17 protein-coding genes, 1 pseudogene and 1 other annotated feature are annotated in these 18,022 nt (G+C 35.0%); of the genes and pseudogenes, 8 read left to right on the top strand and 10 right to left on the bottom strand.

Annotation, left to right across the window (positions count from 1 at the left end; genetic code table 11):
• Positions 1 to 143 precede the first annotated feature (143 nt).
• The 4 genes and pseudogenes from BM120_RS09230 to BM120_RS11140 all read right to left on the bottom strand — a co-directional run.
• Positions 144 to 464: a hypothetical protein gene (locus BM120_RS09230; RefSeq protein ID WP_091995378.1), complete on the bottom strand. Its 321-nt coding sequence runs from the start codon at positions 462 to 464 to the stop codon at positions 144 to 146.
• 245 nt (positions 465 to 709) lie between these two features.
• Positions 710 to 940, bottom strand: coding sequence for a hypothetical protein (locus BM120_RS09225; protein ID WP_143076536.1), 231 nt, complete (start codon positions 938 to 940; stop codon positions 710 to 712).
• Positions 941 to 1,135: 195 nt separating this feature from the next.
• Entirely contained in the window at positions 1,136 to 1,471 is a 336-nt protein-coding gene (locus BM120_RS09220; protein WP_442956753.1) for a helix-turn-helix transcriptional regulator, read from the bottom strand.
• A pseudogene (locus tag BM120_RS11140) lies at positions 1,451 to 1,859 on the bottom strand (DUF4368 domain-containing protein); the annotation flags it as partial. The pseudogene BM120_RS11140 and the gene BM120_RS09220, both read right to left, overlap by 21 nt.
• A gap of 107 nt (positions 1,860 to 1,966) precedes the next feature.
• Between BM120_RS11140 and radA the strand changes: the two are divergent.
• The 4 genes from radA to proS all read left to right on the top strand — a co-directional run bounded on the left by radA (position 1,967) and on the right by proS (position 7,359).
• A complete protein-coding gene (gene radA, locus BM120_RS09210; protein ID WP_091995374.1) occupies positions 1,967 to 3,346 on the top strand; it encodes a DNA repair protein RadA in 1,380 nt (459 codons plus the stop codon).
• Positions 3,347 to 3,349: 3 nt separating this feature from the next.
• On the top strand, positions 3,350 to 4,435 hold the full coding sequence (gene disA, locus BM120_RS09205; protein ID WP_091995372.1) for a DNA integrity scanning diadenylate cyclase DisA: 1,086 nt from the start codon (positions 3,350 to 3,352) through the stop codon (positions 4,433 to 4,435).
• Between the two features lie 20 nt (positions 4,436 to 4,455).
• A complete protein-coding gene (locus BM120_RS09200) occupies positions 4,456 to 5,544 on the top strand; it encodes a PIN/TRAM domain-containing protein (protein ID WP_091995371.1) in 1,089 nt (362 codons plus the stop codon).
• Between the two features lie 92 nt (positions 5,545 to 5,636).
• Positions 5,637 to 5,845, top strand: a binding site (T-box leader).
• Positions 5,846 to 5,913: 68 nt separating this feature from the next.
• Entirely contained in the window at positions 5,914 to 7,359 is a 1,446-nt protein-coding gene (proS, locus tag BM120_RS09195) for a proline--tRNA ligase (RefSeq protein WP_091995369.1), read from the top strand.
• Between the two features lie 182 nt (positions 7,360 to 7,541).
• Here proS and ispF read toward each other — a convergent pair whose 3' ends face one another.
• The 6 genes from ispF to BM120_RS09165 form a co-directional block, all read right to left on the bottom strand.
• Positions 7,542 to 8,015 (bottom strand): 2-C-methyl-D-erythritol 2,4-cyclodiphosphate synthase, encoded by a 474-nt coding sequence (gene ispF, locus BM120_RS09190; protein WP_091995367.1) that lies wholly within the window; start codon positions 8,013 to 8,015, stop codon positions 7,542 to 7,544.
• 27 nt (positions 8,016 to 8,042) lie between these two features.
• Entirely contained in the window at positions 8,043 to 8,771 is a 729-nt protein-coding gene (gene ispD / locus BM120_RS09185) for a 2-C-methyl-D-erythritol 4-phosphate cytidylyltransferase (RefSeq protein ID WP_091995365.1), read from the bottom strand.
• Positions 8,771 to 9,319: a hypothetical protein gene (locus tag BM120_RS09180; protein WP_091995362.1), complete on the bottom strand. Its 549-nt coding sequence runs from the start codon at positions 9,317 to 9,319 to the stop codon at positions 8,771 to 8,773. The genes ispD and BM120_RS09180 overlap by 1 nt, the downstream gene beginning before the upstream one ends.
• A 17-nt stretch (positions 9,320 to 9,336) precedes the next feature.
• Positions 9,337 to 10,779 carry an MDR family MFS transporter gene (locus BM120_RS09175; RefSeq protein ID WP_091995360.1) on the bottom strand — a complete coding sequence of 481 codons (1,443 nt, stop codon included), beginning with the start codon at positions 10,777 to 10,779 and terminating at the stop codon, positions 9,337 to 9,339.
• Between the two features lie 12 nt (positions 10,780 to 10,791).
• The gene (locus tag BM120_RS09170) at positions 10,792 to 12,018 is read right to left on the bottom strand and encodes an aminopeptidase (protein WP_091995358.1); all 1,227 of its coding nucleotides are present in this window, start codon (positions 12,016 to 12,018) and stop codon (positions 10,792 to 10,794) included.
• A gap of 132 nt (positions 12,019 to 12,150) precedes the next feature.
• On the bottom strand, positions 12,151 to 13,323 hold the full coding sequence (locus tag BM120_RS09165) for a CapA family protein (protein ID WP_091995356.1): 1,173 nt from the start codon (positions 13,321 to 13,323) through the stop codon (positions 12,151 to 12,153).
• A gap of 396 nt (positions 13,324 to 13,719) precedes the next feature.
• On the opposite strand from BM120_RS09165, the gene rpsL reads away from it, so the two are divergent.
• The 4 genes from rpsL to tuf all read left to right on the top strand — a co-directional run.
• On the top strand, positions 13,720 to 14,142 hold the full coding sequence (gene rpsL / locus BM120_RS09160; RefSeq protein ID WP_091995353.1) for a 30S ribosomal protein S12: 423 nt from the start codon (positions 13,720 to 13,722) through the stop codon (positions 14,140 to 14,142).
• Between the two features lie 173 nt (positions 14,143 to 14,315).
• A complete protein-coding gene (rpsG, locus tag BM120_RS09155) occupies positions 14,316 to 14,786 on the top strand; it encodes a 30S ribosomal protein S7 (RefSeq protein WP_091995351.1) in 471 nt (156 codons plus the stop codon).
• Between the two features lie 40 nt (positions 14,787 to 14,826).
• Positions 14,827 to 16,893 (top strand): elongation factor G, encoded by a 2,067-nt coding sequence (gene fusA / locus BM120_RS09150; protein WP_091995349.1) that lies wholly within the window; start codon positions 14,827 to 14,829, stop codon positions 16,891 to 16,893.
• A gap of 164 nt (positions 16,894 to 17,057) precedes the next feature.
• On the top strand, positions 17,058 to 18,022 hold a 965-nt coding region (gene tuf, locus BM120_RS09145), incomplete at its 3' end, for an elongation factor Tu (protein ID WP_091994491.1).

Genomic DNA, 18,022 nt, shown 5'->3' with positions numbered 1-18,022 from the left:
GTAAAATATAGGGTGTAGATTCTGACGATATAGACGATATTCTGGAATTAATAGGCTTAAAAGATTGTAAAAAAATTGTCTCTGAGTACAAAAGAACGCAAACACCATTTAGGGTGTATAAGTACGCCCTTGTAAAAAAGGGGCTATTCTTCTATGTCCGTTTCTTCCTTTTGTGTTTCTACATTTTGATTTTCGCTTTCCTTCCGTTTTACTATGATTTTTTGTATTTTTTGATTGACTGCCTCTTTGATATTCGGAAATGTGATTAGCTGATAAAATTCATCTTTTGTGAAGTCTTTGCTTTCGGTAAAGATGCCTTCAAAGACCACTCCTTTCTCATATATCCGTCTATCTCTCTTTTTTCCTTCTTCCTGTTTCTGCTGACTGATGAGTTTTTTCTTTTTGCTTTGTAACTGCTTTATTTCTTCTTCTGTCATTAAAATTTTTTCGTCTACGCTTTTCATTTTATTTTTCCTTTCTTCGTAATTTTGAGCAAAGAAAAAACAGTAAACCGATTTGATTTACTGTTTTCTAACAACCATTTATATAAAATCTTACTTCTTAGCCTTAAATTTGAATTTATTTCGTAAATATACTTACTTGATATTCTTTATCCATCTAACTATTTTTTTAAAATTCATTATTAATGCAACAACAACTAATACAAATAATATTGTCGCAAATATTACACCTAACATTTAAATTCTCCTCATTTAATCCCAGTAGGTAACTCATCGTTTGGAAAATCAGCAATTTTTTCAACAGTAATAACTCCAATTTTACCATTTGAAAGAACAACTTCGTGGCTTTGCTTTTCTCCCAATTGCATTGTTGGAATTTCAAATTTATCTCTTTGAATATTTTCATTATGGTTTACTGGAATATTATTTACATCACTTGTAGCCGCGTTCGCTGGCAGCGCCATTATAGAAAACATCAATACAAACGCTATAGCTATAGAATTTAGACATAACCTACCTCCTATAAAACACTATTATCCTCTTATCAATTTAGAAATTAAAATTTGCTCATGAATAATATGAATTTGTCTCCGTTTTTATAACTCTGAGGATTTATATTTTTCATACAACTAACACCTCCTCATGATTTATTTTAATCAAGAAATCTTGACTAATTAACACTTACAATTCTTACAGGAATATGTTTCTTTACCGTCTAAATCAAACATGCGATAAATACATACTCCTAATTTTGTAGCTATGCTATTTGCTACCTTCAATGATGGTGGTTCTGACTCTCCATTTTTTTCTATCAGACTTACATACTGCCTTGTTATATCTAAACCATTAACCAATTCTTGCTGTGTTATTTTTTTCTCTTTCCGTATTTCTTTAATTCTATTTTTCATATGATAAATATTTTCATTTTGTTTTTTTAAATATACCACTTTAGCAATATAATTGCAAGTATTTATTGTTTTTTTATTATGTGGTACTTGACAGTTGCCTATAAAGTTGAAGTACACATCGACTTGTTGTTTTCTGTTTTTGCCTTGTCTTCCCCCTGTGGCTTCATGGACTACTACTTTTTCTATATACTCATTTATCATTGGTACTGTCAGTTCCTCAATATTGGTATATTTTTCTATCACTTTTAGAAATTCTTGCTTTTCTTCTTTGGCAAAGTTGGTAATTTCTTTGATTGATTTTAAGAGAATTTCATTTACTGTTTTTACTTTGATATAGTGCAACTGCAAGAATTTTTTCTATGCCTGTAATGTTGGCATACAAAAAAGAGTAGTCACTATCATATTTCTTTTCTTTATGTTCTGTCGGTTCTTGATAGCTTAGATTTTCTCCACAATCTGCACAGATTAAAAGTACTGTAAAGGGGTGTGAATATTATTTAGTTGCCAAGTAATAATACTAAAACCTAAGTAAATATGCTATAATATGGTGTACTACTGCTATTTTAAGGTAAATTTAAGGGGGTGTTGTTAAAATTTATGGCAAAGGTCAAGACTAGATATGTATGTCAAAATTGTGGATATATAAACCCAAAGTGGCTGGGAAAATGTCCCGAGTGTTTACAATGGAATACATTTGAAGAAGAAGTTGAGGAAAGGATTAGCTCTAAGGCAAAAGCATTGGCAAATGTTGGCAGTTCGATCAATTCAAAGCCAGTTAAAATTAATTCTATAACTATTGACAGAGAAGAGAGCTTTTCCACAAAAATTCCTGAGTTGGATAGGGTTTTGGGAAATGGAATAATACCAGGCTCTTTGGTTTTAGTTGGTGGAGATCCAGGTATTGGAAAATCCACTCTGCTGCTTCAGGTATCAAACAACATCTCAGAAACAGGAAAAAAGGTTTTATATATATCTGGTGAAGAAAGTGAAAATCAGATTAAAATGAGGGCGAAGAGATTGAATATTGATTCAGATAACCTTCTCATATACACAGAGAACAACCTGGCTGCGATTGAAATTGTAGTGTCGGATATCAAGCCGGAGGTCATTGTTGTGGACTCAGTTCAGACTATGATAAATCCAGAGATAAATTCAGCACCTGGAACTGTTAGCCAGATAAAAGAAGCGACCTCAAAGTTTATGAAAATTTCCAAGCAAAATGGTATTTCAACATTTATAGTGGGTCACGTCACAAAAGAGGGTGCTCTTGCTGGTCCAAAAATTTTAGAGCATATGGTAGACACTGTTTTGTACTTTGAAGGTGAAAGATACAATACGTATAGAATACTAAGAGCCGTAAAAAATAGATTCGGCTCTACAAATGAACTAGGTGTGTTTGAGATGAAGAGTGATGGCTTGGTGGAGCTTGAAAATCCGTCTAAAATATTGATTTCAGAAAAGCCTGTGGATGTTTCTGGATCTGTCATCGTTTCAACTGTTGAAGGTACAAGATCTATGCTGTTGGAATTACAAGCATTGGTTGCTACTACAAATTTTGGATATCCTAGAAGAACTACGACTGGAGTTGACAACAATAGAGTCGCATTGATACTTGCAGTTCTTGAAAAAGTGGTGGGAATGCAGATTCAAAATCAAGATGTATTTGTAAATATTATCGGTGGCTTGAGGATAAATGAGCCATCTATGGACTTGGGGATTGCTCTTGCAATAGCTTCAAGCTTTAGAAATATACCAATTGATGCAAGTATTGCTGTTACTGGGGAAATTGGTCTTACTGGTGAGATTAGGACAGTGAGCTTTATAGAGAAGCGTATTAGCGAATGTGAAAAGCTTGGTTTTAAAAAGATGGTTATTCCTAGAGGGAATTATATCAAAGACTTTAAAAAGGATTACAAGATGGAGCTAATTTCTGTTTCAAATATCAGACAGGCCATATTTGAGGTTTTAGGGAGGTAAAAGATGAGTTTTTATAAATCTGTAGAGCTATTTGATGATGAAAATTTTATAGAACTACTGAAGATTATATCTCCCGGTTCACCACTGAGAGTGGGGCTGGATAACGTATTAAAGGCAAAAACTGGTGGCCTGATTATCATCGGTGATGATGAAGAAATACTGAAATTAGTAGATGGTGGATTCGAGCTGAATGCCAAATATTCGCCAGCATCTCTTTATGAATTGGCAAAGATGGATGGTGCCATAGTCATTGATGGAAATATCGACCAAATAAGATTTGCAAATACTCAGTTGATGCCAAATCAAGATATAGCTACTCAGGAGACTGGAACAAGACATAGGACAGCAGAAAGAGTTGCAAAGCAGACAGAAGCAATTGTTATTGCAATTTCACAAAGAAGATCTGTTATTACCATTTACAAGGGGAATAAGAAATATATCGTCGAGGATAACAATACTCTTTTAACTAAAGCAAATCAAGCCTTTCAAACTCTTGAAAAAGCAAAGCTTTCTCAAGAGCAGGCTCTTTTGAATTTGAATGCCTTGGAGTTTTCAGATATGGCGACTATATATGATGTTGTGTTTGCGATGTCAAAGGTAGAGCTGGTATTGAGACTTACAGATATTATGGAGAGATATTTGTTGGCATTGGGTGACGAGGGATTTCTTATCAGGAATCAATATGAGCAATTGATTGGTAGAACAAAGGATGACAGGGAGCTTCTAATTAAGGACTATGTAATTGAGGAAATAAACAAGAAAAACTTTAAGAAAAAGATAGAGGCACTATCTAGTGAAGATTTGATTGACCTTTCGAAGATAGCAAAGATTATGGGATTTTCCGGATACAATGAAAATCTGGATAAACCAACATCGCCAAAGGGATATAGATTGTTGAATAAGATTCACAAGCTTCCAGAGAGTATTATTGAAAACATTGTAGATTATTTTGGTAAATTGTCAAATATTCTAAATGCCAGTATTGAGGAATTGGATGAAGTAGAAGGTATAGGTGAAATCAGAGCTACATATATTAGAAACGGCTTAATAAAAATGAAGAAATTAGCGGTTTTAGATAGGCAGATTTAGGTTTTGGAAAGGAGGATTTTATGTTAAGAAAAATTAGGCGTTATTTATTGGCGATCATCGGTTTTGCGATTGCTACTACACTTTATATATCACTAATGAAGGTTTTTCAAGAAATGATGCTTGGAAATGTTAAATATGGCTATGCTGCAGCAATAGTTACAGGATTATTATTCGGATTTATTTTATACATTGCAGAGCCAGGTATTAACAACGTAATCAAAAAAATGACAATGAGATTTGATAAGGAGATGTCGATATATTCGCAAGTCGATATTATACTTGGCTCAGTTGGATTAATCTCTGGATTTTTGATAGCATTTTTGATCAGTGGCTTACTTGAGAGAATTTCTATAGTTGGTCCGGTAATATCAATGGTTTCTTATATAATATTTGGATTGATAGGTGTGAGGATTGGTATTAGAAGTAAGTCAGAGATCATCAGTATATTAAAGCTGAGATCAAATGCTGGCAAAAATGACAAGGAGCATGAAAAGGCAAATAAGAAAAATAAGAAGGGGATACCACCAAAGGTTTTAGATACATCTGTAATTATAGACGGAAGAATTGCGGATATTTGCAAGACTGGATTTATTGAAGGAAAGCTTGTAGTTCCACAATTTGTTTTGGATGAGCTAAGACATATAGCAGATTCTGCTGATGACATGAAAAGAGTAAGAGGTAGAAGAGGGCTTGATATACTAAATATGATTCAGGAAGAAGGAAATATTGATGTTGAGGTTACGAATCAAGATTTCGACAACATAGCAGAGGTCGATATTAAGCTTTTAAAGCTTGCTTCAGTATTAAATGGTAAAGTTGTTACAAACGATTATAACCTGAATAAGGTTGCACAGGTACAGGGAGTTGAGGTTCTTAATATTAACGAGCTGTCTAATGCAGTAAAGCCAATTGCTATTCCTGGTGAAGAAATGGTTGTAACTATCGTTAAAGAAGGGAAAGAAAATCAACAAGGTGTTGCATATTTAGATGATGGTACAATGATAGTTGTCGAAAATGGAAAGAATTTTATAGGAGAAACGAGAAATGTTGTGGTGACTTCTATATTACAAACCCCAGCAGGTAGAATGATATTTGCAAAGGTTAGATAGATAGTAATTTATACATTTGAAATAATAATTTTTAGGTAAATATTATTGACAATTTATTCATAATAATATATTATATAAAAAAATAAGTTTATTAATTGGCAATGATAAAGGAATAGTATCTAGGATAGATTTTCCAGAGAGAAATCGTTGGTGTGAGATTTCAAATTGAAACTAGGGAACCAGCCTTTTAGCTTGAGAAGGTAAAAATTCTCACGGTTTGAACCGTTATATTCAGTTCGAGTGAGCTATTATTAGCTAATGAGAGTGGTACCGCGGAAACTAACAGCCTTTCGTCTCTTCTTTGAGATGAAGGGCTTTTTTATTGTCCTTTGAGGCTGTTTAATAAATTATTTTTAGGAGGGCTTTAAAATGGCAAAGAATGAAAAACAATTTGTTGAAGAAATCACCCCAATGGAGGTGGATTTTGCACAGTGGTATACTGATGTTATTACAAAAACAGAGCTGGTGGATTATGCACCGATTAAGGGATTTATGGTAATCAGACCAAATGGCTTCGCGTTGTGGGAAAAAATTAGAGATTACGCAGACAATTTATTTAAAGAAACTGGTCATAAGAATATGTATTTCCCACTATTGATACCAGAAAGTCTTTTGAATAAAGAAGCGGAACACGTTGAAGGCTTTGCACCTGAAGTTGCATGGGTTACTCAGGGGGGGAATAAAGCTCTTGAAGAAAGATTAGCAGTAAGACCGACATCTGAAACAATAATTTGTCAGATGTATTCAAAATGGCTTACTTCATATAGACAGCTTCCATATTTGTACAATCAGTGGAACTCAGTTGTGAGATGGGAAAAATCTACTAGACCATTCCTTAGAACTTCTGAATTTTTATGGCAGGAAGGTCATACAATACATGAAACAAAGGAAGAGGCGGTTGCTGAAACTCTTCAACAGCTGGAAACATACAGAAAAGTTGCAGAAGATTTGATGGCAATGCCAGTAATCGTAGGTCAGAAATCAGAAAGTGAAAAGTTTGCTGGAGCTGATGCTACTTATACAATCGAAGCGATGATGCACGATGGTAAGGCTCTACAGTCTGGTACATCACATTTCCTTGGACAACATTTCACAAAGGCTTTCGATATTACTTTCTCTGATAGAGAAGGGAATCTTGCACACCCATATCATACATCTTGGGGTATATCAACTAGACTAATCGGTGGATTGATAATGGTTCATTCTGATAATAGAGGTCTCGTAATACCTCCAAAGATGGCTACTACTCAGGTTGTAATTGTTCCAATTGCAGCGAATAAAGGTGGCGTAATGGAAGTAGTTGACAAGGCTGCTGCTGAATTGAAGGCAAAAGGAATTTCTGTAAATGTAGATGATAGAGATGGATACAGTCCAGGGTACAAATTTAACGATGCAGAAATGCATGGTATACCAGTGAGACTTGAAATAGGACCAAAGGATATTGAAAAAAATCAGGCTCTTGCATTTAGAAGAGATGAGCTTACTAAGAGTGAGGTGTCATTGGACAATATTGCTGATACAGTGAAAGAATTGCTCGACGATATTCAGATCAATATGTACAACAAGGCGAAGAAATACAGAGACGAAAGAACTTATGCAGCAAATAATATGGATGAATTCATTGACATAATAGAAAATAAAAAGGGATTTGCCAAGGTTATGTGGAAGGATAATGCAGAAAATGAAGCAAAAATCAAGGCATTGACTGGAGCTACAATAAGAGTTATACCTTTTGAACAAGAAAATCTTGGAGATAAATGCTTTTATAGTGGTGAGAAAGCAGACCATATGGTTATATTTGCAAAGGCTTATTAAAAATATTAGGTTTATTGTGGACCGAGATTACAGCTTTACTGTAATTTCGGTCTTTTTATATGCTTGTATAATAATAGGGGCAATCATTGTTTGTTGTATACAGTGATTGCCCCTTTATTTATATTGTATTGTATTTTATAATATTTTATCTCGTGTTATAGGAATAAGAATTATGAGCTCTTCTACTTTTTCAGCAGCAAGCATATTGACTGAGAAGAAATTCCTTCCCTATTTCCAGTAAATCCTAGTCCTTCTTCTGTAGTGGCTTTGATATTTATATTTGATATATCTGTATTTAATATATCGGCGAAATTTTTTCTCATTTTATCTAAATGAGGTGCCATTTTTGGTGCCTGGGCTATGATTGTACAGTCTAAATTTCCTATTTTATACCCCATTTCATCCATTAGCTTAAAGGTATATTTTAGTAGCTTTAAGCTATCTGCGTCTTTGTATTTTGAATCTGTATCTGGGAAGTGCTTACCAAGATCACCGACTGCCAAGGCTCCAAATATTGAATCAATCAATGCATGGGTTAGCACATCGGCATCTGAATGTCCCAATAGACCCTTTTCATGAGGAATATTTACTCCACCTATTATCAAGTCCCTATTATCGACCAGCTTATGCACATCGTAGCCAATTCCAACTCTCATTTTTATCAGTCCTCCATTAATACTATTTTACCTATCCAGTATAGATTCTGCAAATTTTAAGTCTTCTGGAGTAGTAATTTTAATGTTATCATAGCTACCTTGAATTATCTTTACTTTGACACCGTAATTCTCCACAATTGATGAATCATCGGTTCCCGTAAAATTATTGTCATATGAGTTTTTGTAAGCACTATATAAAATATCGAATCTAAATGCTTGTGGAGTTTGTGCCATCCAAGCTTGTTTTCTATCAGGTGTTGAGAGAATAATATTATCCTCGCCGATTATTTTAATGGTATCCTTTGATGGAACACAAACGCAAACTGCATTATGAGATTTGACCTCGCGAATAGTATCTTCAATTATTTCATTAGAAACAAATGGTCTTGCTCCATCGTGAATTAATACAAAATGATTGGAATAAGCTTGTATTTTTTCGTTATTTGATTTATCAGCATAACTGATAAGTGAATGCTTTTTTATCTCTTCGATGCAGTTATATACGGAGTCTTGACGTTCTCTGCCGCCATAAACCAGCCTGATATTCCTAATTTTAAAGCTATCTAGCAAATTATTTACATAATCCTCTTCTTCTTTTTTTATGACCAGATAAATATTATTTATCGATTTATTTCTATAGAATTTTTCCAATGTCAAAATTAGTAAGGGCTTATTTTTAAGTACGATAAACTGCTTATTTTTGTCATGATTCATTCTTTTACCAGAACCAGCAGCTACTATGATAGCATCAATCATTATTTTCCTTTTCCTTTTCCTGTTTTCTCTTTATTTATTAGTTCCATCCAATTCTGTGATTTGCCTACATAGAAGTCATATTCCTGACCTTTAAGAAGCTTTATTCTCAATCCATCATTTGTTATCGGAGTAGGCTTGAATGTTTCTATTTTTGAAATTTTGGACAATGATATTCTTAATGCATTTTTTTCTATTAATTCATGATCTGGAGTATTGGCAAATATCAACGATTTATTTGTTAAGTACAACCAACCTCTTGTAGGTCTTGAATTATCATTTACCATCTGTGCTTGTGCATCTTGAACCAACACACCCTGATTTCTAAGCTTTTTGGCAAATATTCTCATATTTGTAGTTTTTCTACCACGGCTGTTGTTGATTATTCCTGTCATAAAATATGTACCACCTAGTATCAAAAACATATATACTAATTGACCCAGGCTAGCCATAAATCCATTTTTCATAATTGAACTAATATTCAGTGGGACTGCAAATAGCAAGCCCACAAAAATTGCTGTAAGCAGCTGTTTTAAAGTATCTGTTTTCATTAAATAAGTATCTCCTGTTAATTATTATAGTTTTTTAGTATTTTGTTTGATGGCAGCAGTAACGCAAATATCACACATATTATTCCCACGATCAAACAACCCCAATATACATTGTTATATCCCGCAAAAAGAGATTTGACGATTTCTGTTTTATCAATGGCTGTATTTGATAGTATATTTGCTGGATCTATATCGATATTTGTTTTTGAAAAATACTTTACGATACTACTGTTTAATACAAATCCGAAGGCGCTTACGCCCAAGGTTTGACCAAGTGTTCTAACAAACATTATTGATCCGGATGCCACTCCGATATCGTCCTTTGAAACAGTTTCTTGGACAATAAATAGCAACATATTGAAGCTTCCTCCAAAGCCAAGTCCTATTATTGACGAATATATTCCCATAAACAATGGAGAGCTTTTTGGTGTGAGTAAAACCAAGCCACAGCACCCTATTGCTAGGATTGATAGACTGACTATCAGTATTGCTTTCGTGCTGAATTTATGGATATATTTTGAAAGTATAAAAGACGATACCACCCAGAATACAGACATTGGAACTATTGGAACTGTAGATACTATTGGTGGATAGCCTTGTACATTTTGCAAGAAGGACGGATTGTATACATCCATCGCTATCAGTATTGTAGAGTTTAAAAAAGATATTATCATAACCAAAAGTATTTCTTTTGAGAATAGCTTATATGGTATGACTGGATATTCTACATTTTTCTCTATCCCTGTGAATACATATGTGAAAATTATTGCAAGTGCTGCCAAGCCTCCAACATTTAAGCTGAAGATTGAATGCTTTTCGAGTGCTGACATCGCCTGTATTAAGCAAATTATGATTAAAGTTAGTGTGAATAGACCTTTTAAATCCAATTTATTGTCACTTTTTGTTTCTGTGGCTTTGTACGACCTATGTATCAAAATCATGCTTAAAATTCCTATTGGTACATTGATAAAGAACACCCAATGCCAGCTCAATCTAATTAGTATAACTCCACCAAGGATAGGAGCAATCAAACCACCTATACTCCATACGGTTGAGTTATATCCTTGTATTCTAGCTCTATCTTCGACTCCGAAAATATCACCTATAGTCGCCATGGTTAATGTATTTATGGCTCCTGAACCAAGACCCTGAACACCTCTTGATATTATCAGGAGTGGCATTGAATTGGATAGACCACATAGGAGAGAGCCAAGTATAAAAATAACTATCGAAATCTGAAGAAGTTTTTTTCTACCATAAAGGTCTGATAGCTTTCCGAATATTGTCGTGGCAACTGCAGAGGTCAGAAGATAAATCGAAAATAGATAGCTTGATAGATTGAATCCGTTCAAATCTCTAACAATAGATGGGATTGCTGTGGTGACAATAGTTATCTCCACAGCACCCATGAATGTACAAGAAAAAAGAGCGAATGCTATTAATTTCTTTTCTAAATTCATCAAATTCACCTATTAGAAGGCCCAGCTTCCGTCTTTGAAAATCTGGAATTCTTCGCCATTTTCTTTTACTCCGACTATATCTAAATCCTTGTCGCCTATCATAAAGTCAACATGTGTAATACTTGTATTTACGCCAATATCGTTCTTTTCATCCTCAGTCAAATCAGCACCATTTTCTATACAGCTTGTATATGCAGCACCTATTGCCAAGTGACAAGATGCGTTTTCATCAAATAAAGTTGTGTAGAATACAGTGTCAGTTAGTGAAATTGGAGAATTATGTGGTACAAGTGCGACTTCGCCAAGTCTACAAGAGCCATCATCTGTTTCTATTAATAACTTTAAATTCTCTTTTCCTGATTCGGCGTCAAAATCAACAATCTTACCATCTTTAAATTTCATCCAGAAGTTATTTATTAAGCTTCCTGCATATACTAGTGGCTTTGTGCTGTATACAACACCGTCAACCTTATATTTGTGAGGCATACCAAATACTTCTTCAGTAGGAATATTTGGATTAAAGTCGATATTATTTGGATCCTTTGACGAGCCACTCAACCAAATATGATTGTCTGGTAGCCCGATAACAAGATTAGTCTTTGATGATTTGTATCTTAATTCCTTGAACTTCATGTCGTTTAGCTTTGCTGTTTTTGACTTCAAAGCTTTGTTGTGTTTTTCCCATTCTAGTATCGGATTGTCAGTTACCCTAGAGCAGTATAATATACTATCCCATAGCATTTCTAAGGCTACCTCTTCGGATACACCAGGATAAACCTTTTTTGCCCATTTAACAGAAGGTACTGCTACTATTGACCACTTAACCTTGTCAGAGAGTGTGTAGGATCTCCACTCTTTTAGGTATTGACCAGATACCCTTTGAAATCTAGCTATTCTATTGGGATCAACTCCATCCATCAAATCGGGATCGCCTGATGCTATTGAAAGAAAAGCCCCGCCATCTTTTGCTATTTGAGTGTATTTATCTGCTTGCCATTGAGGGTATTCATCGAAAACCTCATCTGGTGCATTCAAATATTTTTCCCTATTTATTATTTCATCAGAATATTCTACGTGAACGTGCTTTGCTCCTGCTTTATATGCTTCTCGTACACATCTTCTAGTGAAATCGGCTGCATTTACGTCAGCTTTTATAAGGAGTGTTTCTCCTTGCTGAATATTGACTCCAACCTTAATTGCAAGTTTTGCAAGCTTGTCTATTCTTTCATTTAAATTCATAAATTACCTCCTAGCTTTTATTTTATTAAATATTAGGTGAAAACCAGTATATATAATTATTATACAATAATATTTATGAAAAGTATTGAATGAATTAATATTATTTGTCCAAATTTATTTTTCATGGTTAATTTATTTCATATCTATCATATCTTTTGGAACTAGCCTGTCGACAGTATTTTTGAATATATTTAAATAATAGCTACCATTGCCGCACATTTCAATATGCTTATTTGCTAGTTCGATAGGATATTCGTCTAATCTGTACACTGAACCTTCAAAGCCGTATGCACCTCTTTCTAAATGAAATACCAATGGAGTAAACTTGGCATTGTCGATATATTTTTTTGAACCATCCTTGACGAATGTCCATGATGCCATTCCCTCTAAATAAGTTGTAGGTTTTAGCATATTGTGAACGAAATTTCCTGTTCCATAATATATCAATGTTTTTTTACCTGATGAATTTTCTTTCCATTCAACCTTTTGGATTCTATGAGCATGAGTTCCAAGAACGACATCTACACCCAGCTCATTGAATAAATTTCCGTATTTCTGCTGTACGGAATCTAACTGCTCAATTCCTTCTTCACCCCAATGAACTGAGATTAAAATAAAGTCCGATTGGTTTCTTGCATTTTCTATATCTCTTCTGACATCTTTTTCGTTAAGGTATGCTACTGCATAGCTATTGACTGGAAGCATACCATTTGTTCCATAGGTATAGGATAGTACTGCGATTTTTATTCCATTTTTTTCTATTATATATGTTTTATTTCTACTTTCCTGAGAATCATACACTCCAAAATGGTAAACGTCCTTGCTATTCCAAAGCTTTATCGAGTTGTTTATGCCTGTCTCACCTCTGTCTAACGAGTGATTATTCGCCATATTGATAACGTTGAAGCCCGCATTTACTACGGCATCCATCAGTGGCTGTGGCGAGTTGAATTTTGGGTAAGAGCTGATACCGAAAGAATTTCCAGCGATTATTGATTCCTGATTTATATATCTCAAATCAAATTTTGAGATATCGTCCTTTATATTTTTGTAAAATGAATCGAAATCATAAACCCCATCTCCATATACACCAGCCCTTCCGTCTGCTGGAACGTAAATTGTGTCATGCATTAGATTGTCTCCAACGCCTACAAATGTAACCGTTTTTCTGTTATCTGTATTTGCGGATTTTGTTTTTGTATTGCCAAATATCACTTCTGAAAAAACGAATATAAATGAAATGATTACAATAGTAGATGCGATAATGGCTATTGCTATTAGGTGTTTGTCTTCTTTGATATCCATATAAGCCTCCCTTAGTCAAACCATAAAAAATATTTTCATCAGTGAAAAACCGATGTACAAATAAAAAAATAAAATACAGCAATTATTGCACAACCTTATAATATCACAAAAATGCAAATTTAACAGTTTTTCCGCCCATAATTATTCGTTTAATTATATAAAAATATATGCAATTTATACAAATACATTTTTAAAATAAGATAAAGCACAGAAAATCTTGACATAGATATTGCAAAATGGTAAAATTAAAAGGTATGTGATCTAATAATATATAAGATTACATTTTTTTAGTAGAATACTAAAAGCATCAAAACAATTAATCAATATGCAGTGCATATTGGAATGGTTGGCGATTACTGATTAATAATCGAAATTTTAAAAAAGGAGGTGCAGTTGATGCCAACAATCAACCAATTAGTTCGTAAGAGTAGAAAAGCTGTAGAAAAGAAATCTACTGCTCCAGCACTTCAGAAAGGTTATAACTCTCTATACAAGAGGTCTACTAACCTTAGTGCTCCACAAAAAAGAGGTGTTTGTACTTCAGTAAAGACAGTTACACCTAAGAAACCAAACTCAGCACTTAGAAAGGTTGCCAGAGTTAGATTGACAAACGGAATTGAAGTATCTGCTTATATTCCAGGTGAAGGTCACAACTTACAGGAACATAGTGTTGTTCTTATAAGAGGTGGTAGAGTAAAGGATTTACCAGGGGTTAGATACCATATCCTTAGAGGTACACTTGATACTGCAGGTGTTGACAAGAGAAGACAGTCAAGATCTAAGTACGGTGCTAAGAGACCAAAAGAAGCTAAGAAGTAATATTTGGTAAATCAAAAATTAGGTGGATTCAAGCCGGAAATTGAATAAAAATTGTAGCTGTAAGTACAGCAATTGATTATAGTTCGATGCTTTAAATAATATATATTTATGGCATCACGGCAAAATTGTCGAGTACCTATGATTTAACTTTAATAATTAAGGAGGGAAGCGTAATGCCAAGAAAAGGTAATGTTCCAAAGAGAGAAATTTTACCAGATCCAATGTACGGGAGTAAGGTAGTAACAAAATTAATTAATAACTTAATGTATGACGGAAAAAGAGGAAAGGCTCAGAAAATAGTATATGATGCATTTGCTTTAGTAGGAGAAAGAACTGGTGAAGATGCACTAGAAGTATTCAACAAAGCGATGGAAAATATAATGCCAGTTCTTGAAGTTAAGGCAAGAAGAGTTGGTGGAGCTAACTACCAGGTGCCAATCGAAGTTAGAGCTGATAGAAGACAGACTCTAGGTCTTAGATGGTTGGTAAGATATACAAGAGCTAGAGGCGAAAAAGGTATGGTTGAAAAGCTAGCAAAGGAAATAGTTGATGCGGCTAACAATACTGGTGCCTCAGTTAAGAAGAAAGAAGATACTCATAAGATGGCTGAAGCAAATAAGGCATTTGCTCACTACAGATGGTAATAGCTGTCTATAGAGTTTTAATAAAATAAGGAGGAAAATGATGGCTAGACAGTTTCCATTGGAAAAGACTAGAAATATAGGAATAATGGCCCACATAGATGCAGGTAAGACTACTACAACTGAAAGAATCCTGTACTATGCTGGACGTACTCATAAAATTGGGGAAACTCATGACGGTGCATCTCAGATGGACTGGATGGAACAGGAAAAGGAAAGAGGTATAACTATTACTTCTGCCGCTACTACTTGTCAGTGGAAAAACCACAGAATAAACATAATAGATACTCCGGGACACGTAGACTTCACTGTTGAAGTTGAAAGATCTCTTAGAGTTCTTGACGGTTCAGTAGCTGTTTTCTGTGCTAGAAGTGGTGTTGAGCCTCAATCAGAAAATGTATGGAGACAGGCTGAAACTTATGGAGTTCCAAGAATTGCTTTTGTAAACAAGATGGACAGACAGGGGGCTGACTTCTTGAACGTTGTTGGAATGATGAAAGATAGATTGAAGGCTAATGCTATTGCTATTCAGTTGCCTATTGGTAGCGAAGATGATTTCGTTGGTATAATAGATCTTATCACTATGAAAGCTCATATGTACAAAAACAATGAAGGTACTGATATTGAAATAATAGATATACCTGATGATATGGCTGATCAGGCAGCAGAATATAGAGAATTATTGGTTGAAGCAGTAGCTGAAACTGATGAAGAGCTTATGATGAAATATCTTGAAGGTGAAGAATTGGCTGAAGAAGAGTTGATAGCTGGTATCAGAAAAGCTACAATCGCTTGTGAAATGAATCCAGTGCTTTGTGGTACTGCATATAGAAACAAGGGTGTTCAGCTATTGTTAGACGCAGTATTAAACTATCTTCCTGCTCCAACAGATATCGAATCAATAAAGGGTATTTTACCAGATGGTGAAGAGGATGAAAGACATGCTTCTGATGAAGAGCCTTTCTCAGCTCTTGCATTCAAAATAATGACTGACCCATTCGTTGGTAAGCTAGCGTTCTTCAGAGTTTACTCTGGTAAGCTAGAATCAGGTTCTTATGTATTAAATGCTACAAAGAACAAGAGAGAAAGAATCGGTCGTATACTACAGATGCATGCTAATACAAGAGAAGAAATAAGCGAAGTATATGCTGGAGATATTGCTGCGGCAGTTGGTCTAAAGGATACTACAACAGGGGATTCACTTTGTGATCCTAACAATCCAATTATCCTTGAGTCAATGGAATTCCCAGAACCAGTTATCTTCGTTGCTATAGAACCAGCTTCAAAGGCTGCTCAGGAAAAAATGGGTGTTGCTCTTCAGAAGCTTGCTGAAGAAGATCCAACTTTCACAGTTAGAACTGATGCAGAAACTGGTCAGACAATCATCGGTGGTATGGGTGAGCTTCATCTTGAAATCATCGTTGATAGACTTCTAAGAGAATTTAAGGTTGAAGCTAATGTTGGTGCTCCTCAGGTTGCTTATAGAGAAACTATAACAGTACCAGTTGACGTTGAATACAAATACTCTAAGCAGTCAGGTGGTAGAGGTCAGTACGGTCACGTTAAGATTAGAGTTAACCCACTTGAGCCAGGTGAAGGATATAAATTCGAAAATAAGACTGTTGGTGGTTCAGTTCCTAAGGAATATGTTGGTCCAGTTGACCAAGGTATACAGGGAGCAATGCAGTCAGGTATCGTAGCTGGTTATCCAGTTGTTGACGTTGGAGTTGAATTGTATGACGGTTCTTACCATGAAGTCGATTCATCAGAAATGGCGTTTAAGATGGCAGCTTCTATGGCATTTAAGGATGCGATGAAGAAGGGTAGCGCAGTATTACTTGAACCAATATTTGCAGTGGAAGTCGTAACTCCAGAGGATTACATGGGTGATGTTATGGGTGACTTAAACTCTAGAAGAGGTATGATTCAAGGCATGGAAGCTAGAAATGGTGCTCAGGTAATCAGAGCTCATGTTCCACTATCAGAAATGTTTGGTTATGCAACTGACCTTAGATCTTCAACTCAGGGTAGAGCTACTTACACTATGATATTTAACCATTATTCACAGGTGCCAGCATCTGTTGCAAAGAAGATTGTTGAAGGTAAATAATAGCTTTATAGTTAAATGCTTTTAAAATATATCGCGTTTTTTTCTGAAACATTGAAAAGCAGAAGAAAAAATGATATACTATTATATAACAAAAATATGGAGGGTGTTGAAATCTTCTAAACAAAATCTAAAATATTATTTTTCTTACAGGGAGGAAATTTAAAATGGCAAAAGCTAAATTTGAAAGAAGTAAGCCACATGTTAATATCGGAACAATAGGACACGTTGACCACGGTAAAACGACATTAACAGCAGCTATAACAAAGACATTATTTGAAAAGTATCATCTAGGAGAAGCAGTTGCATTTGACAACATAGATAAGGCTCCAGAAGAAAGAGAAAGAGGAATCACAATCTCAACAGCACACGTAGAGTATGAAACACCAAACAGACACTACGCACACGTAGACTGCCCAGGACATGCCGATTATGTAAAGAACATGATCACAGGAGCAGCACAGATGGATGGAGCGATCCTAGTAGTTGCTGCAACAGATGGACCAATGCCACAGACAAGAGAGCATATCCTACTATCAAGACAGGTAGGTGTACCATACATAGTAGTATTCTTGAACAAGTGCGATATGGTAGATGACGAAGAATTACTAGAGCTAGTAGAAATGGAAGTAAGAGAATTACTAAACGAATACGAATTCCCAGGAGATGACACTCCGATAGTAAGAGGATCAGCATTAATGGCACTAGAAGATCCAAGCTCAAAGTGGGGAGAAGTAATAGTAGATTTCTTCAACACAATAGATGAATATATTCCAGCACCAGAAAGAGATATAGACAAGCCATTCTTGATGCCAGTAGAAGACGTATTCTCAATCACAGGAAGAGGAACAGTTGCTACAGGTAGAGTAGAAAGAGGAGTATTAAAGGTATCTGATGAGGTTGAGCTAGTAGGTTTAACAGAAGAACCAAGAAAGGTAGTAGTAACAGGAGTAGAAATGTTCAGAAAGCTACTAGACCAAGCAGAGGCTGGAGATAATATAGGAGCATTGTTGAGAGGTGTGCAGAGAACAGAAATCGAAAGAGGACAGGTTCTAGCAAAGCCAGGAACAGTAAATGCACATACAAAGTTTACAGCAGAAATATACGTATTGAAGAAAGAAGAGGGTGGAAG

The organism is Peptostreptococcus sp. D1, from assembly GCF_900112955.1.
Taxonomy (GTDB): Bacteria; Bacillota; Clostridia; order Peptostreptococcales; family Peptostreptococcaceae; genus Peptostreptococcus.
This window is presented reverse-complemented; position numbering and strand designations above follow the sequence as displayed.

Bases quoted from the DNA above. Each gene is read 5' to 3' on its own strand.
- fusA (WP_091995349.1), top strand. From the start codon at position 14,827: ATGGCTAGACAGTTTCCATTGGAAAAGACTAGAAATATAGGAATAATG.
- BM120_RS09200 (WP_091995371.1), top strand. From the start codon at position 4,456: ATGTTAAGAAAAATTAGGCGTTATTTATTGGCGATCATCGGTTTTGCG.
- BM120_RS09175 (WP_091995360.1), bottom strand. From the start codon at position 10,779: ATGAATTTAGAAAAGAAATTAATAGCATTCGCTCTTTTTTCTTGTACA.
- BM120_RS09170 (WP_091995358.1), bottom strand. From the start codon at position 12,018: ATGAATTTAAATGAAAGAATAGACAAGCTTGCAAAACTTGCAATTAAG.
- BM120_RS09165 (WP_091995356.1), bottom strand. From the start codon at position 13,323: ATGGATATCAAAGAAGACAAACACCTAATAGCAATAGCCATTATCGCA.
- BM120_RS09230 (WP_091995378.1), bottom strand. From the start codon at position 464: ATGAAAAGCGTAGACGAAAAAATTTTAATGACAGAAGAAGAAATAAAG.
- ispD (WP_091995365.1), bottom strand. From the start codon at position 8,771: ATGATTGATGCTATCATAGTAGCTGCTGGTTCTGGTAAAAGAATGAAT.
- radA (WP_091995374.1), top strand. From the start codon at position 1,967: ATGGCAAAGGTCAAGACTAGATATGTATGTCAAAATTGTGGATATATA.
- rpsG (WP_091995351.1), top strand. From the start codon at position 14,316: ATGCCAAGAAAAGGTAATGTTCCAAAGAGAGAAATTTTACCAGATCCA.
- proS (WP_091995369.1), top strand. From the start codon at position 5,914: ATGGCAAAGAATGAAAAACAATTTGTTGAAGAAATCACCCCAATGGAG.
- disA (WP_091995372.1), top strand. From the start codon at position 3,350: ATGAGTTTTTATAAATCTGTAGAGCTATTTGATGATGAAAATTTTATA.
- rpsL (WP_091995353.1), top strand. From the start codon at position 13,720: ATGCCAACAATCAACCAATTAGTTCGTAAGAGTAGAAAAGCTGTAGAA.
- BM120_RS09180 (WP_091995362.1), bottom strand. From the start codon at position 9,319: ATGAAAACAGATACTTTAAAACAGCTGCTTACAGCAATTTTTGTGGGC.
- ispF (WP_091995367.1), bottom strand. From the start codon at position 8,015: ATGAGAGTTGGAATTGGCTACGATGTGCATAAGCTGGTCGATAATAGG.